Annotated in this window: 21 protein-coding genes; 1 reads left to right on the top strand and 20 read right to left on the bottom strand. The window is 36.0% G+C overall.

What is annotated here, in order from left to right; all coding sequences use genetic code 11:
- Positions 1 to 17 precede the first annotated feature (17 nt).
- Positions 18 to 920, top strand: coding sequence for a nucleotidyltransferase family protein (locus AC6CH7_RS21515; RefSeq protein WP_294874883.1), 903 nt, complete (start codon positions 18 to 20; stop codon positions 918 to 920).
- Between the two features lie 58 nt (positions 921 to 978).
- On the opposite strand, the gene dnaK is transcribed toward AC6CH7_RS21515, so the two are convergent.
- From dnaK to rplX, 20 genes are all read right to left on the bottom strand, one after another.
- Positions 979 to 2,895 (bottom strand): molecular chaperone DnaK, encoded by a 1,917-nt coding sequence (gene dnaK / locus AC6CH7_RS21510; RefSeq protein WP_498264658.1) that lies wholly within the window; start codon positions 2,893 to 2,895, stop codon positions 979 to 981.
- Between the two features lie 164 nt (positions 2,896 to 3,059).
- Positions 3,060 to 4,250: a class I SAM-dependent methyltransferase gene (locus AC6CH7_RS21505; protein ID WP_498264657.1), complete on the bottom strand. Its 1,191-nt coding sequence runs from the start codon at positions 4,248 to 4,250 to the stop codon at positions 3,060 to 3,062.
- A gap of 91 nt (positions 4,251 to 4,341) precedes the next feature.
- Positions 4,342 to 4,884 carry a 50S ribosomal protein L17 gene (rplQ, locus tag AC6CH7_RS21500; protein ID WP_498264656.1) on the bottom strand — a complete coding sequence of 181 codons (543 nt, stop codon included), beginning with the start codon at positions 4,882 to 4,884 and terminating at the stop codon, positions 4,342 to 4,344.
- 92 nt (positions 4,885 to 4,976) lie between these two features.
- The gene (locus AC6CH7_RS21495; protein ID WP_048907425.1) at positions 4,977 to 5,969 is read right to left on the bottom strand and encodes a DNA-directed RNA polymerase subunit alpha; all 993 of its coding nucleotides are present in this window, start codon (positions 5,967 to 5,969) and stop codon (positions 4,977 to 4,979) included.
- A gap of 76 nt (positions 5,970 to 6,045) precedes the next feature.
- Positions 6,046 to 6,654 (bottom strand): 30S ribosomal protein S4, encoded by a 609-nt coding sequence (gene rpsD / locus AC6CH7_RS21490; RefSeq protein ID WP_048907704.1) that lies wholly within the window; start codon positions 6,652 to 6,654, stop codon positions 6,046 to 6,048.
- A 65-nt stretch (positions 6,655 to 6,719) separates the two neighbouring features.
- Positions 6,720 to 7,109, bottom strand: a complete 390-nt coding sequence (rpsK, locus tag AC6CH7_RS21485; protein ID WP_048907426.1) for a 30S ribosomal protein S11 — start codon at positions 7,107 to 7,109, stop codon at positions 6,720 to 6,722.
- A gap of 22 nt (positions 7,110 to 7,131) precedes the next feature.
- A complete protein-coding gene (gene rpsM, locus AC6CH7_RS21480; protein WP_048907427.1) occupies positions 7,132 to 7,509 on the bottom strand; it encodes a 30S ribosomal protein S13 in 378 nt (125 codons plus the stop codon).
- Between the two features lie 83 nt (positions 7,510 to 7,592).
- Positions 7,593 to 7,709, bottom strand: coding sequence for a type B 50S ribosomal protein L36 (gene ykgO, locus AC6CH7_RS21475; RefSeq protein WP_008244551.1), 117 nt, complete (start codon positions 7,707 to 7,709; stop codon positions 7,593 to 7,595).
- Position 7,710: 1 nt separating this feature from the next.
- Positions 7,711 to 7,929 (bottom strand): translation initiation factor IF-1, encoded by a 219-nt coding sequence (infA, locus tag AC6CH7_RS21470; RefSeq protein ID WP_048907428.1) that lies wholly within the window; start codon positions 7,927 to 7,929, stop codon positions 7,711 to 7,713.
- A 71-nt stretch (positions 7,930 to 8,000) separates the two neighbouring features.
- On the bottom strand, positions 8,001 to 8,786 hold the full coding sequence (gene map / locus AC6CH7_RS21465; protein ID WP_172661513.1) for a type I methionyl aminopeptidase: 786 nt from the start codon (positions 8,784 to 8,786) through the stop codon (positions 8,001 to 8,003).
- Positions 8,787 to 8,797: 11 nt separating this feature from the next.
- Entirely contained in the window at positions 8,798 to 10,132 is a 1,335-nt protein-coding gene (gene secY, locus AC6CH7_RS21460) for a preprotein translocase subunit SecY (RefSeq protein ID WP_498264655.1), read from the bottom strand.
- Between the two features lie 3 nt (positions 10,133 to 10,135).
- The gene (gene rplO, locus AC6CH7_RS21455; RefSeq protein WP_048907431.1) at positions 10,136 to 10,582 is read right to left on the bottom strand and encodes a 50S ribosomal protein L15; all 447 of its coding nucleotides are present in this window, start codon (positions 10,580 to 10,582) and stop codon (positions 10,136 to 10,138) included.
- A gap of 111 nt (positions 10,583 to 10,693) precedes the next feature.
- Complete coding sequence (gene rpmD / locus AC6CH7_RS21450; protein WP_048907432.1) at positions 10,694 to 10,873, bottom strand: 50S ribosomal protein L30; 180 nt, start codon at positions 10,871 to 10,873, stop codon at positions 10,694 to 10,696.
- Between the two features lie 4 nt (positions 10,874 to 10,877).
- Positions 10,878 to 11,396, bottom strand: a complete 519-nt coding sequence (gene rpsE, locus AC6CH7_RS21445; protein ID WP_008244566.1) for a 30S ribosomal protein S5 — start codon at positions 11,394 to 11,396, stop codon at positions 10,878 to 10,880.
- 18 nt (positions 11,397 to 11,414) lie between these two features.
- Positions 11,415 to 11,768, bottom strand: a complete 354-nt coding sequence (gene rplR / locus AC6CH7_RS21440) for a 50S ribosomal protein L18 (RefSeq protein WP_048907433.1) — start codon at positions 11,766 to 11,768, stop codon at positions 11,415 to 11,417.
- A 5-nt stretch (positions 11,769 to 11,773) separates the two neighbouring features.
- Entirely contained in the window at positions 11,774 to 12,331 is a 558-nt protein-coding gene (gene rplF, locus AC6CH7_RS21435) for a 50S ribosomal protein L6 (protein ID WP_172661514.1), read from the bottom strand.
- A gap of 18 nt (positions 12,332 to 12,349) precedes the next feature.
- A complete protein-coding gene (gene rpsH / locus AC6CH7_RS21430; RefSeq protein ID WP_048907435.1) occupies positions 12,350 to 12,748 on the bottom strand; it encodes a 30S ribosomal protein S8 in 399 nt (132 codons plus the stop codon).
- A gap of 111 nt (positions 12,749 to 12,859) precedes the next feature.
- Complete coding sequence (gene rpsN, locus AC6CH7_RS21425; protein WP_048907436.1) at positions 12,860 to 13,129, bottom strand: 30S ribosomal protein S14; 270 nt, start codon at positions 13,127 to 13,129, stop codon at positions 12,860 to 12,862.
- Positions 13,129 to 13,695 carry a 50S ribosomal protein L5 gene (gene rplE / locus AC6CH7_RS21420; RefSeq protein ID WP_048907437.1) on the bottom strand — a complete coding sequence of 189 codons (567 nt, stop codon included), beginning with the start codon at positions 13,693 to 13,695 and terminating at the stop codon, positions 13,129 to 13,131. Before rplE ends, rpsN begins: the two co-directional genes overlap by 1 nt.
- Positions 13,695 to 14,033: a 50S ribosomal protein L24 gene (rplX, locus tag AC6CH7_RS21415; RefSeq protein ID WP_048907438.1), complete on the bottom strand. Its 339-nt coding sequence runs from the start codon at positions 14,031 to 14,033 to the stop codon at positions 13,695 to 13,697. The genes rplE and rplX overlap by 1 nt, the downstream gene beginning before the upstream one ends.

Genomic DNA, 14,033 nt, shown 5'->3' with positions numbered 1-14,033 from the left:
ATCATTATTTTCGCTGCATGAAAAAACCTACCTTATTAATATTAGCAGCTGGTATGGCAAGTCGCTATGGCAGTATGAAACAGATTGATGGCTTTGGCCCCAATGGAGAAACAATTATTGATTATTCTATATACGATGCAATTAAAGCTGGATTCGGCAAAGTAGTCTTCATCATCAAAGAAGAATTTGTCGAAAACTTTAAAGCCATATTTGAACCTAAACTAAATGGTAAAATTGAAACTGATTATGTGTTCCAAAATTTCGATTTGAAACAATTTGGCATAGAAGAAGAAATTTACCGTGAAAAACCATGGGGAACTGCCCATGCTATTCTATCTGGCAGAAATGCCATTAAAGAGCCTTTTTGCGTAATCAATGCCGATGACTATTATGGCTATGATGCGTTTAAAAAGATGGTAGACTTTTTAAACAATGAGGCAACTGACAGCAACTATTCTATTGTTGGTTATCAAATTGGGAAAACGCTATCTGATTTTGGATCTGTATCTCGTGGGGTTTGCAAAACCAATGAGGCCGGATTCCTTGAAGAGATTACTGAGCGTACCCAGGTTTATAAAAAAGATGGCGGAATTGTATATGAAGAAAATGGATCTGAATATCCATTAGAATATAACACTCCGGTTTCGATGAACTTTTGGGGCTTTACTCCGGCTGTCTTTAAATTAACTGAAGACTTATTTAGAGTATTTGCTTTAGAAAATAAAGACAAGCCAAAAGCTGAGTTCTTTATCCCTTTGATTGGCGAAAACCTTGTAAAAAGTGGTGCAGCCTCTTTCAAAGTTATACCTACAGATAGCCAGTGGTTTGGAGTAACTTATAAAGAAGATAAACCTTTTGTACAGGAATGTATAGATCAGCTAGTAAAAGACGGGACTTATCCTGAGAACCTTTGGAACTAGTTAAACAATAAAAAAGCCCCTTGGTAAATTACCAAGGGGCTTTTTTATTGTTTAAAGACTATTTTTTATCGTCTTTAACTTCTTCAAAATCAACATCAGTAACGTTATCGCCACCATCAGCTGACTGAGCGCCATCTTGAGCTTGAGCACCACCTTCAGGTTGTGCCCCGTCTTGTCCTGATTTATACATCTCTTCTGAAGCTGCATTCCATGCATTTTGCAATTCTGCTTGTGCTGTGTCAATATCAGCAAAGTTTCTGGCAGCATGTGCATCTTTAAGTTTTTTCAAACCTTCTTCAATAGGAGCTTTTTTATCAGCAGATAGTTTTTCTCCGAATTCTTTTAATTGTTTCTCAGTTGAGAAAATTAAAGCATCAGCACCGTTGATTTTTTCTGCTTCTTCTTTAGCAGTTTTATCAGCTTCTGCATTTTTCTCAGCTTCATCTTTCATTCTTTTGATCTCTTCGTCAGTTAAACCTGAAGACGCTTCGATGCGAATCTTTTGCTCTTTACCAGTTGCTTTATCTTTAGCACTTACATGCAAGATACCATTTGCATCAATATCAAATGCTACTTCAACCTGAGGAACTCCACGAGGTGCTGGTGGAATACCGTCTAATATAAAACGACCAATAGTACGGTTTTGAGCTGCCATAGGACGCTCTCCTTGTAAAATATGGATCTCTACCGAAGGTTGATTATCAGCTGCTGTAGAGAAAGTTTCTGCTTTTTTAGAAGGTATGGTTGTGTTAGCTTCAATTAATTTAGTCATTACACCACCCATTGTTTCGATACCTAGAGAAAGAGGTGTTACATCTAATAACAATACATCTTTAACTTCTCCGGTTAAAACACCACCTTGGATTGCAGCACCAATAGCTACTACCTCATCAGGGTTTACACCTTTAGATGGCTCTTTACCAAAGAAAGCTTTTACTGCTTCCTGGATAGCCGGAATACGTGTAGAACCACCAACTAATATAATTTCATCAATATCACTTGTTTTTAAACCTGCATTTTTCAAAGCTGATTTACAAGGATCAATTGTACGTTTAATTAAATCGCCAGCTAATTGCTCAAATTTGGCACGGGTTAATGTTCTTACCAAGTGCTTAGGTCCTGTTGCATCAGCAGTGATGTAAGGCAAGTTGATCTCAGTTGAAGTTGTGCTTGAAAGCTCAATTTTAGCTTTTTCAGCAGCTTCTTTAAGACGTTGTAACGCCATTGGATCCTGGTGAAGATCCATGCCGTTTTCATTTTTAAATTCAACAGCTAACCATTCGATAATGATATGATCAAAGTCATCACCACCCAGGTGAGTATCACCATCAGTTGATTTTACTTCAAATACACCATCACCTAATTCTAATACAGAAACGTCATGAGTACCACCACCGCAGTCAAACACAACAATTTTCATATCCTTGTGTGCTTTATCTAATCCATAAGCTAAAGCAGCCGCAGTTGGCTCATTAATAATACGTTTAACGGTTAAACCTGCAATTTCCCCAGCTTCTTTGGTTGCCTGACGTTGAGCGTCATTAAAATAAGCAGGAACAGTAATAACTGCTTCAGTTACTTCGTGACCTAAGAAATCTTCTGCAGTTTTTTTCATTTTCTGCAAAATCATTGCAGAAATTTCTTGTGGTGTATATTTACGGTCGTCAATTTCAACCCTTGGAGTATTGTTATCACCTTTAACTACCTTATAAGGTACACGTGATGATTCTTTAGAAACTTCAGCAAAGCTGCTTCCCATAAAGCGCTTTATTGATGATATTGTTTTTGTTGGGTTAGTAATTGCCTGACGCTTTGCCGGCTCACCTACTTTACGTTCTCCATTTTCTGCAAAAGCAACAATGGAAGGTGTAGTACGTTTACCCTCGCTGTTGGCTATAACTACAGGTTCGTTACCTTCCATTACGGCTACGCAAGAGTTTGTTGTTCCTAAGTCTATACCAATAATTTTTGACATGCTATTTTATCTATGTTTATGTTTATGAAATCTTATTATTTACATCTGTTCAACAAGCAATGTGCCAATAGGGTTTTGGCAGAAAAAATAGTTTTTCTGTAAGATTTTCAATATAAAATTGTCCGAATTACATCATAAAAATGTGACAGTATGACAGAACAATGCTACATTTCGTCTTCTAAGAGTCTTTCCAAATGATGATAACCAATTCCAAAATAACTCTTAGCCTGTTGTATCTGAGCAAGTATTTCGGTTTTTCTACTCTTAGCGATCTCTCCTTTTATACCAACTACCAAAATATTCTTTGGAGTATGAACATCCGAAATGAATTCGAATATTTTAGTTTTATAACCAAAATACTCAAGTACCAGTGCCCTAATCCCGTCAGTTATCATTTCAGCCTGACGTTCCATAAATATTCCATATTTGGTTAAAAAAGAAATATCGTTTTTAGCTTTGCCTTTTTCCATTTCTCTTCTGATCTGCTTATGGCAGCAAGGTGCAACAACAATTAATTCTGCATTAGCCTTTATTCCTTTATAAATTGCATCGTCAGTAGCCGTATCACAAGCGTGTAGGGCAATTAACAAATCAATTGAATCAGTATTATAATTATCGATGCTGCCTTCTACAAACTGCAATTGATTAAAGTTCGATTTTCCAGCAATGCTATTGCACAACTGGACCATGTCTTCTCTAAATTCAACCCCTACCATGTGTACATTTTGATTAAGTACGTTATGTAAATAATCATAAAGGGCAAAAGTAAGGTAACCCTTCCCCGACCCCATGTCCACAACATTTCGGACCTTAGTATTTGGCAGTTCTTTAATCAAAGAACTTAAAATTTCAATATACTGATTAATCTGTCTGTACTTATCCTGAGAATTTTTAAACACATTCCCCTCCTGATCAGTAACCTTTAGCTCTTGTAAATAAGTTTTTCCGGCTGGCTTTATAATTCTTTTCTTCTCTTTATCATGGGCCAAACTTGGTTTAATAGTAGAAGCATTTTGTCTTTCCCTTAAAGAAATGGTTTCCTTTTTCCCATGCTCTATAATTACTTCTTTATTAGTAGTGAAAAGTGTACAAATTCTAAAATCATTGCTGATCAAATTCTTAATTAAATCAGTCCCATCCTGTATGTTTAAATTCTTAAATATATCCCGGGTTTTATAACGATAATTAAAAGAAAGCATCTCAACCCTCTTAATCTTTACTCTTCGAACATAGATATTCTTAAGCTCTTTTTCATTCCCCTGGTAATTTCCTAAAGACGCTTTTAGAAATAGATTTAAAGAAATACTTTCTGATAATTGATCCAGAAATTGTTGGATACTAAGTTGGTTCGACATGAAATATTATTACAATACAAAGATAGGTTTTGAAAAGCAAAAAAAAAGTCGATTCAAATTGAACCGACTCTTATATTTTGATTAGGGAATATTATTCTCCTTTATCTTCTTTTGTTTCTTCAGCAGCTGGTGCTTCTTCTACAACCTCTTCGGTCTTAACTTCTTCAGCTTTAACTTCTTCTGTTTTTGCTGCAGGAGCATCAGATTTTTTAGCTTTGCTTCTACCACGACGAGTAGTTTTCTTTTCAGCTGAATCCGCTTCTTTACCGTAAACTTCGTTGTAATCAACTAATTCGATTAATGCCATTTCAGCATTATCACCTAGACGATTGTTTAACTTAATGATCCTGGTGTAACCACCTGGACGGCTAGCAACTTTAGCTGCAACATCACGGAACAATTCAGTAACAGTTTCTTTATCTTGTAAGTAACCAAAAACAATACGACGAGAGTGCGTAGTATCAGTTTTTGATTTAGTGATAAGAGGCTCAACATACATACGCAAAGCTTTTGCTTTTGCTAAAGTTGTAGAGATTCTCTTATGTTTAATTAACGATGAAGCCATGTTAGCCAACATCGCCTTACGATGTGAATCTGTTCTTCCTAAGTGATTTACTTTTTTACCGTGTCTCATTTTTAAATTTATTCAGTGTATACCGTCTCTATGAAATTAATCTGAGGGAATTATACACTATTAACAATATTATAATTTATGCTTGTAGCTTATTATTCCTCGTCCAATTTGAACTTAGACAAGTTCATTCCAAAAGATAAACTTTTAGATTTAACAAGCTCTTGTATCTCTGTTAAAGATTTTTTACCGAAGTTCCTGAATTTTAACATATCAGCAACATCATAAGAAACCAAATCAGCTAAAGTACGAATATCAGCAGCTTTTAAGCAATTTAATGCACGAACTGATAAATCTAAATCAACTAATTCAGTTTTTAAGATCTTACGCATATGCAAGATTTCCTCATCAACTTCTTTAGTTTCTTCTTTAGCTTGAGATTCTAATACTAAATTCTCATCAGAAAACAACATGAAGTGCTGGATTAAGATCTTAGCAGCTTCTTTTAGTGCCTCTTCAGGATGGATAGATCCATCAGTAGAGATATCTAATATTAATTTTTCGTAATCTGTCTTTTGTTCAACACGATAGTTTTCAATCGTATATTTTACATTTTTCATTGGAGTGAAAATCGAATCTATCGCTATAACTCCAACTACAGCATCATTAATTTTGTTCTCTTCCGCTGGTACATAACCACGTCCTTTATTAATGGTCAATTCCACCTCTAAAGTAACAGATTTCTCCATGTTACAGATAACGAAATCTGGATTAAGAACCTCGAAGTTATTAGAGAATTTAGTAATGTCTCCTGCAGCAAATTGCTCTTGGCCATTTACTACAATAAAAACCTTCTCAGAATCGCCTGAATCACCAACTTTTTTAAAACGCACTTGTTTTAAATTAAGGATAATTTCAGTCAAATCCTCTACAACACCTTTCATTGTAGAAAACTCATGAGATACGCCAGAAAAACGAATACTTGTAATGGCATAACCTTCTAAAGAAGAAAGTAATATTCTTCTTAAGGCATTACCAATTGTTACACCGAAACCGGGCTCTAAAGGACGAAATTCAAATATACCATCGAAATCAGTTGATTTCTGCATGATTACCTTATCGGGTTTCTGAAATGCTAAAATTGCCATTTATAATGTTTTTAGATCGTTATTAAAATTATGCAACGTAAAAAATTAATTGCCCGTAGGCAATTAATTAAATATATTACTTAGAGTATAACTCTACTATAAGGTTTTCTTTGATGTTTTCTGGTATCTCATCACGATTAGGATAAGCTAAAAATTTACCAGTTAACTCATTCGCATTCCAGTCTAACCAATTGAATTTATTGATTACTCTTCCTGCTACAGAATTAGTGATTGCTTCTAATGTTTTTGATTTCTCGCGAACTGCAACAACATCTCCGGCTTTTAATTGATATGAAGGGATATTTACTACTTCACCGTTAACTGTTACGTGTTTATGGCTAACTAACTGACGAGCAGCTGAACGTGTAGTAGCAATACCTAACCTGTATACTGTATTATCCAAACGAGCCTCTAATAATTGCAATAAGTTATCACCTGTAATTCCTTCGCGAGAAGACGCTTTGGTAAACAAGTTACGGAACTGACGCTCCAATACACCATAAGTGTATTTAACTTTTTGCTTTTCCATTAATTGAACTGCGTATTCAGATTGTTTTCCTCTTCTTTTTGAGGCACCGTGCTGCCCAGGAGGATAATTTTTTCTATCTAATACTTTATCAGGGCCGAAAATTGGCTCTCTGAATTTACGCGCGATTTTGGACTTTGGTCCTGTATATCTTGCCATTGCTTTTTGTTTTAAAGTATCATGCAACCTGAAGCTGCAGACTCTTAGCTTTAAAAATTAATAAATTAAACTCTTCTCTTCTTAGGAGGACGACATCCATTGTGTGGAAGCGGCGTAATATCCTTGATAGAGGTTACTTCGATACCTGAAACTTGCAATGTTCTAATTGCAGACTCACGACCTGAACCTGGACCTTTAACAAAAACTTCCACTTTACGTAGACCTAAATCAAATGCTACTTTACCGCAATCAGATGCAGCTTGACCTGCTGCATATGGAGTGTTCTTTTTAGAACCCTTGAATCCCATTTTACCTGCAGAAGACCATGAAATAGTTTGACCGTTGTTATTTGTTAGGGTAACAATGATATTGTTAAAAGTAGCATTGATGTGCGCCTGACCAACAGGCTCAATAACAACAATACGCTTTTTGGTAACTTTTTTACTCTTAGCCATAATTATTATTCAGTACTAATTTTTATTTAGTAGCTTTTTTCTTGTTCGCAACTGTTTTTCTCTTGCCTTTACGTGTACGAGAGTTGTTTTTAGTACGCTGACCACGCACAGGTAAACCTTTTCTGTGACGTAAACCACGGTAACAACCAATGTCCATTAAACGTTTGATGTTTAATTGAACCTCTGAACGTAAAGCTCCTTCAACTTTTACGCCGTCGTTTATAATGGTACGGATTGCTGATAATTCATCATCAGACCAGTCCTGTACTTTTTTGCTTAAATCGATACCTGCCTCAGTTAATATACGTTGTGCAGTTGATCTACCTATTCCGAAGATATAAGTTAATCCAATTTCGCCTCTTTTGTTTCTTGGTAAATCAATACCTGATATCCTTGCCATATTTGTACTAAATGTTTGATTATTTGATTAAACGACAGATTGAGTAACCTGTACATTCAATCCAATCATACTTCAATAATTTCTTAACCTTGACGTTGCTTAAACTTAGGGTTTTTCTTGTTTATAACGTAAAGTTTACCTTTACGACGAATAACCTTGCAATCAGCACTACGTTTTTTAATTGATGACCTAACTTTCATTTTATTTATATCTATAAGTAATCCTGCCCTTTGATAAATCGTAAGGCGACATCTCTAATTTTACTTTATCTCCGGGTAAAATTTTGATGTAGTGCATCCTCATCTTCCCCGAAATATGAGCTATTATCTCATGTCCATTCTCTAGTTCAACTCTGAACATGGCATTCGATAATGCTTCTTTTATTACACCGTCTTGTTCAATTGAGGCTTGTTTAGCCATATAATATTGATTTTTACTTAATTAGCTGCTATTAAACAGGGTTGCAAAATTAAATAAAAAATTTTAATTATTTACTTTTTTTCTATTAAAACTTCTTCAATTAAAGAAAAGGTTGATAAAACATCTGCTTTTCCCTTTTTTACAGCCACTGTATGTTCAAAATGTGCAGAAGGTCTATTGTCATTACTGGTTACTGTCCAGCCATCAGACCAAAACTTCACTCCGGCTGTGCCGGCATTTATCATTGGTTCTATTGCTATAACCATCCCCTCTTCCAGCTTAATCCCACTACCACGTTTACCGTAGTTAGGAACCTCTGGCTTTTCATGCAATTTAACCCCTACTCCGTGCCCTACCAGCTCTCTCACTACCCCAAAACCATTCTTCTCTGCTAGGTCCTGAACAGCGAAACCAATATCTCCAATTCTGGAACCTACAACTGCCTTTTCTACAGCCAGTCGTAAACACTCCTGAGTTACTTCAACCAACTTCTTCTTCTCTGCACTTACTTCTCCAATTGAAAATGTATATGCCGAATCACCAAAGTAATTGTTCTTAATAACCCCGCAATCGACTGAGATAAGATCACCTTCCTGAATCACATAATCGCTTGGAAAGCCATGAACAACTTGTTCATTGGGTGAAATACAAAGCGAATACGGAAAGCCGTTATAATTCAAAAAAGCAGGTATTGCGCCATGATCCTTAATAAAAGTCTCAGCCAGCTGATCTAACTTTTTGGTTGTAACACCTGGCTGAATAACTTTTGCTACTTCAGCTAGTGTTTTTGACACCAGCAAAGAGCTTTCTCTTATTAATTCTATCTCCTCAAGGGATTTATAATAGATCTTAGACATTCTTTCTCCTACTATATCACTGCATTGCTTCCGCTAGCAGCAGGAATTCCTGTTCTCCCAGTAACGCGACCTGTCTTCATTAATCCATCATAATGACGCATTAACAAATAACTTTCGATCTGTTGCAATGTATCCAAAACTACACCTACAAGAATTAACAAAGAAGTACCACCATAGAAATGAGCGAACTCCGATTTAATTCCAAACTTAACAGCAACTGAAGGAAGAATAGCGATGATAGCTAAAAAGACAGCACCTGGAAAGGTAATCTTTGAAATCACATCGTCTATAAAAGATGAAGTAGACAATCCAGGTTTAATACCAGGAATGAATCCACCGTTCTTTTTCATGTCGTCCGACATCTGAGTAGGATTAACTGTAATAGCGGTATAGAAAAACGTAAATGCGATAATTAAAAAAGCAAATGTTAAACTATATGCTAATGAAGTATAATCACTAAACTGAATTAGCCATGTATTTTGTAGTGAAGGAAAAAATTGCGTTAAAGTTGCCGGAATAAACATTAATGCCTGAGCAAAAATAATTGGCATTACTCCTGCAGCATTCACCTTTAATGGTATGTACTGTCTTACACCACCAAATTGTCTGTTACCAACAATTCTTTTGGCGTATTGAACCGGTACCTTACGTACACCCTGTACAATCATAATAGTGAACATAACCACTGCAAAAAGCGCAACTATCTCAATAACCAAAGCGATAAGTCCACCATCACCTACAAATCTAGAGCTAATCTCTTGTTGTAAAGCAATAGGTAAACGAGCGATAATACCAACCATAATGATTAGTGAAATGCCATTACCGATGCCTTTATCAGTAATTTTCTCTCCTAACCACATTACAAATAATGTACCTGCGGCCAATACAAACGTAGCCAGAACAAAGAATAATGTATGATTAATGATAATTGCCTCCGGCGGAACCTGAGTTTTTACATAACCAACTGCTTGTACAGCTGTAATAGCAACAGTTAGATAGCGTGTAATTTGATTCAGTTTATTTCTTCCACTTTCACCTTCCTTTTGCATTTTCTGAAACGAAGGTACAGCAATACCTAATAGCTGAACTACAATTGATGCAGAAATATAAGGCATAACTCCCAAAGCAAGAATAGATACTCTGGAGAATGATCCCCCAGCGAACATATCCAAAAGGCCTAGAAGGCCAGACTTCTCATTATCGCCTAAAAGAGTCGCATCAACACCTGGCAGGACCACATGAGATACAAATCTATATACCAAAAGAATCATGAGCGTAAATACTATACGCTCTTTTAATTCTTGAATTTTCCAAATATTACTTAAAGTAGTAAACAGCTTCTTCATTAATTACAATTTTTCGATTGAGCCTCCAACAGCCTCAATAGCTTTTTGTGCAGTAGCAGAAAAAGCATGTGCTTTAACTTCTAATTTAGATTTAACCTCACCACGACCTAATACTTTTACCAGATCATTTTTTGAAGCCAATCCGTGTTCTTGCAAGATAGCAAAATCAATGCTTGTTAAGTTAAACTTCTCAGCCAAACCTTGCAAAACATCTAAGTTTACACCTACATATTCAACACGGTTAATTGGTTTGAAACCTACCTTAGGCACACGACGTTGTAACGGCATTTGACCACCTTCAAATCCAATCTTAGTTGAATGTCCTGAACGTGATCCAGCACCTTTATGTCCGCGTGTCGAAGTACCACCACGACCAGAACCAGTACCACGACCTATCCTCTTACTATTTTTAGTAGAACCTGCTGCAGGTTTTAAATTACTTAAGTTCATTTTTAAAACTTATTGTGTTGCCCTTCGCTTTCACTAATCAGGGACAACGGTTAAACAATATACAAAGGTTGCAAATGTAGTCATATAACTCACATTTGCAACCTTAAATAATTATATACTCTCGATAGCTATTAAGTGATTAACTTTTCTTACCATTCCAATAATGGCAGCAGTTGCTTCAACTTCTACGCTTTGGTTCATTTTAGTTAAACCTAAAGCTTGCATCGTTCTTTTTTGGCGTTCGCTTCTATCGATAATGCTTTTTACCTGGGTTATTTTGATCTTCGCCATAATATTATCCGTTAAAAACTTTATTTAAATCTACACCACGTTGCTGAGCTACAGTATAAGCATCACGCATCTTAGTTAAAGCATCAACAGTTGCTTTTACCACGTTATGTGGATTAGATGAACCTTTTGATTTTGCCAATACGTTATGTACTCCGGCACTCTCTAATACAGCACGCATTGCACCACCAGCAATTACTCCGGTACCTACTGCAGCTGGTTTGATTAAAACAAAACCACCTGAGAATTTACCAATTTGCTCGTGAGGAACAGTACCATTTAGCAAAGGAACTTTTACCAAGTTCTTTTTAGCATCATCGATGCCTTTTGCAATTGCTTCTGTTACCTCTTTAGCTTTACCCAATCCGTAACCTACGATTCCGTTTTCATCTCCAACAACTACGATTGCTGAGAAGCTGAAAGTACGACCACCTTTGGTTACTTTGGCTACACGCTGTATGCTAACTAAACGATCTTTCAATTCGATTTCGCTAGTCTTAACTCTTTTTATATTGATAGTTGACATTCTTATCCTATTTTCAGATTAAAATACTAAACCAGCTTCGCGAGCACCTTCTGCCAACGATTTTATACGTCCGTGGTATAAGTAGCCGTTTCTATCGAAAACAACTTCTTTAACACCAGCTGCGATTGCTTTTTCTGCAACTAATTTACCTACAGCTACAGATTGCTCCGATTTGTTTCCAGTACCTGAAAAATCTTTAGATAAAGATGAAGCTGATACAATTGTACTACCGGTTACGTCGTTAATGATTTGAGCATAAATTCCTTTATTGCTTCTATAAACCGATAAACGTGGACGGCTTTCAGAACCTGTTAATCTTTTTCTGATTCCTTTTTTTATACGATCTCTACGAGATAATTTTTTCCCTGCCATGATGATTATTTTTTAGAAGCTGATTTACCTGCTTTTCTTCTTAACACTTCTCCTACAAACTTGATACCTTTACCTTTGTATGGCTCTGGTGCACGTAACGAACGGATTTTCGCTGCTACTTGTCCTATCAGTTGTTTATCAATACTTTCCAAAATAATTTTCGGAGTCTGACCTTTTTCTGAAGTTGTCGTTACCTTAATTTCTTCCGGTAATTGGAATACATAGTGGTGAGAATAACCTAAAACAAGATCCAAAGTATTTCCTTGGTTAGTAGCACGGTAACCCACACCTACTAATTCTTGTTGAATTTTATAACCTTCTGTTACACCAACAACCATATTGTTTAACAAAGAACGATACAAACCGTGTAACGCTTTGTGTCTTTTTTGTTCTGAGGGACGTTGTACAGTTAATACACCATCTTCCTGACTTACTGTGATATCTGAATCTACTGCTTGAGTTAATTCACCTTTAGGGCCTTTAACAGATACTACATTATCTTTAGATACAGTAATTGTAACACCTGAAGGGATACTAATTGGGGCTTTTCCTATTCTTGACATTTTGCTATCCTCCTTTAATTAATAAACGTGACACAAAACTTCGCCACCAATGTTTAGTTTAGCAGCTTCTTTATCAGTCATAACACCCTTAGATGTAGATAAGATCGCGATACCTAAACCGTTTAATACTCTTGGCATATTCTCTACGCCAGCATATTGCCTTAAACCTGGTTTACTGATACGTACTAATGTACGGATTGCAGGTATTTTCGTAATAGCGTTATATTTTAAAGCTATCTTGATTGTACCTTGAGCAGTAGTATCCTCAAATTTGTAATTGGCAATGTAACCTTTATCAAAAAGTACTTTAGTAATTTCCTTTTTAAGGTTTGATGCAGGAATCTCTACAATTCTGTGATTTGCCTTGATGGCATTTCTTACCCTTGTAAGATAATCTGCTATTGGATCTGTATTCATTTTTTATATAGTTGTGATAGTGGTTTCCTTCCTGACCTATTCGGGACGACCTGCCATCGGTTAATATTTATTTTCTACTCAAGGAAAAACCTTAAGTACAAAGAAGCTGTATTACCAGCTTGCTTTTCTAACTCCAGGTATTTTACCTGCTAAAGCCATATCACGGAAAAGTACCCTTGATATACCGAAAGTACGCATATAACCACGAGGACGTCCAGTTAATTTACAACGATTGTGTAAACGTACAGCAGATGAGTTTTTTGGTAACTTATCTAATCCTTCATAATCACCAGCAGCTTTAAGTTCAGCACGTTTGTCTGCATACTTAGCTACTAATTTCTGGCGCTTAACTTCGCGAGCTTTTACTCCTTCTTTTGCCATTATAGATTTGTATTTTGATTTTTAAACGGTAATCCAAATTGTTTTAAAAGTTCCAATGCTTCAACATCAGTAGTAGCAGTAGTTACAAAAGTAATGTCCATACCTAAAATCTTGCTGATTTTGTCGATGTTGATCTCTGGGAAGATGATTTGCTCGGTAATACCTAATGTATAGTTACCTTTTCCATCAAAACCTTTATCATTGATACCTTTGAAATCACGGATACGCGGCAAAGCTACGGAAATTAAACGATCTAAAAACTCATACATGTTATTATCACGCAAAGTAACACGTACACCAACCGGCATACCTTTACGCAATTTAAAGTTTGAGATATCTTTTTTAGATTTTGCTCCAACTGCCTGCTGACCAGAAATAGTACTCATCTCTAAAATAGAGCTGTCCATTATTTTCTTATCAGTTACAGAGAAACGCCCAACACCTTGGTTAATAGCGATTTTCTCTAACTTAGGAACTTGCATAACGCTTTTATAATTGAACTTATCTTTAAGTGCAGTTACAATTTCCTCTTTATATTTACTTTTTAATCTTGGTACGTAAGCCATTATTTGATCTCCTCTCCTGATTTTTTACTAACCCTAACTAATTTCCCATCAGCATTAAGCTTTCTGCCAACGCGTGTTATATCACCTGATTTAGGATCTATTAACGCAACGTTAGAAATATGAAGAGCAGCTTCTTTTTTAATGATACCACCATTTGGGGTAGCAGCATTTGGTTTTGTATGTTTTGATACAAGGTTAACACCTTCTACAAGGATTCTGCTTTTAGTAATTAATACTGAAAGAACTTTCCCTTGTTGGCCTTTTGAATCGCCAGCTATAACCTTTACTAAATCTCCTTTACGGATTTTTACTTTTGGTGTAGTTACTTTATTTTTCAT

It is taken from the genome of Pedobacter sp. GQ55 (assembly GCF_059758925.1).
This window is presented reverse-complemented; position numbering and strand designations above follow the sequence as displayed.

Coding starts and splice junctions, on each gene's coding strand:
- rpmD (WP_048907432.1), bottom strand. CDS start 10,873: ATGGCGAAGATCAAAATAACCCAGGTAAAAAGCATTATCGATAGAAGC.
- rpsE (WP_008244566.1), bottom strand. CDS start 11,396: ATGTCAACTATCAATATAAAAAGAGTTAAGACTAGCGAAATCGAATTG.
- AC6CH7_RS21505 (WP_498264657.1), bottom strand. CDS start 4,250: ATGTCGAACCAACTTAGTATCCAACAATTTCTGGATCAATTATCAGAA.
- secY (WP_498264655.1), bottom strand. CDS start 10,132: ATGAAGAAGCTGTTTACTACTTTAAGTAATATTTGGAAAATTCAAGAA.
- rplE (WP_048907437.1), bottom strand. CDS start 13,695: ATGGCTTACGTACCAAGATTAAAAAGTAAATATAAAGAGGAAATTGTA.
- AC6CH7_RS21515 (WP_294874883.1), top strand. CDS start 18: ATGAAAAAACCTACCTTATTAATATTAGCAGCTGGTATGGCAAGTCGC.
- rpsN (WP_048907436.1), bottom strand. CDS start 13,129: ATGGCAAAAGAAGGAGTAAAAGCTCGCGAAGTTAAGCGCCAGAAATTA.
- ykgO (WP_008244551.1), bottom strand. CDS start 7,709: ATGAAAGTTAGGTCATCAATTAAAAAACGTAGTGCTGATTGCAAGGTT.
- rplX (WP_048907438.1), bottom strand. CDS start 14,033: ATGAAAAATAAAGTAACTACACCAAAAGTAAAAATCCGTAAAGGAGAT.
- rplR (WP_048907433.1), bottom strand. CDS start 11,768: ATGGCAGGGAAAAAATTATCTCGTAGAGATCGTATAAAAAAAGGAATC.
- infA (WP_048907428.1), bottom strand. CDS start 7,929: ATGGCTAAACAAGCCTCAATTGAACAAGACGGTGTAATAAAAGAAGCA.
- map (WP_172661513.1), bottom strand. CDS start 8,786: ATGTCTAAGATCTATTATAAATCCCTTGAGGAGATAGAATTAATAAGA.
- rpsD (WP_048907704.1), bottom strand. CDS start 6,654: ATGGCAAGATATACAGGACCAAAGTCCAAAATCGCGCGTAAATTCAGA.
- AC6CH7_RS21495 (WP_048907425.1), bottom strand. CDS start 5,969: ATGGCAATTTTAGCATTTCAGAAACCCGATAAGGTAATCATGCAGAAA.
- rplO (WP_048907431.1), bottom strand. CDS start 10,582: ATGAACTTAAGTAATTTAAAACCTGCAGCAGGTTCTACTAAAAATAGT.
- dnaK (WP_498264658.1), bottom strand. CDS start 2,895: ATGTCAAAAATTATTGGTATAGACTTAGGAACAACAAACTCTTGCGTA.
- rplF (WP_172661514.1), bottom strand. CDS start 12,331: ATGTCAAGAATAGGAAAAGCCCCAATTAGTATCCCTTCAGGTGTTACA.
- rpsM (WP_048907427.1), bottom strand. CDS start 7,509: ATGGCAAGGATATCAGGTATTGATTTACCAAGAAACAAAAGAGGCGAA.
- rplQ (WP_498264656.1), bottom strand. CDS start 4,884: ATGAGACACGGTAAAAAAGTAAATCACTTAGGAAGAACAGATTCACAT.
- rpsH (WP_048907435.1), bottom strand. CDS start 12,748: ATGAATACAGATCCAATAGCAGATTATCTTACAAGGGTAAGAAATGCC.
- rpsK (WP_048907426.1), bottom strand. CDS start 7,109: ATGGCTAAGAGTAAAAAAGTTACCAAAAAGCGTATTGTTGTTATTGAG.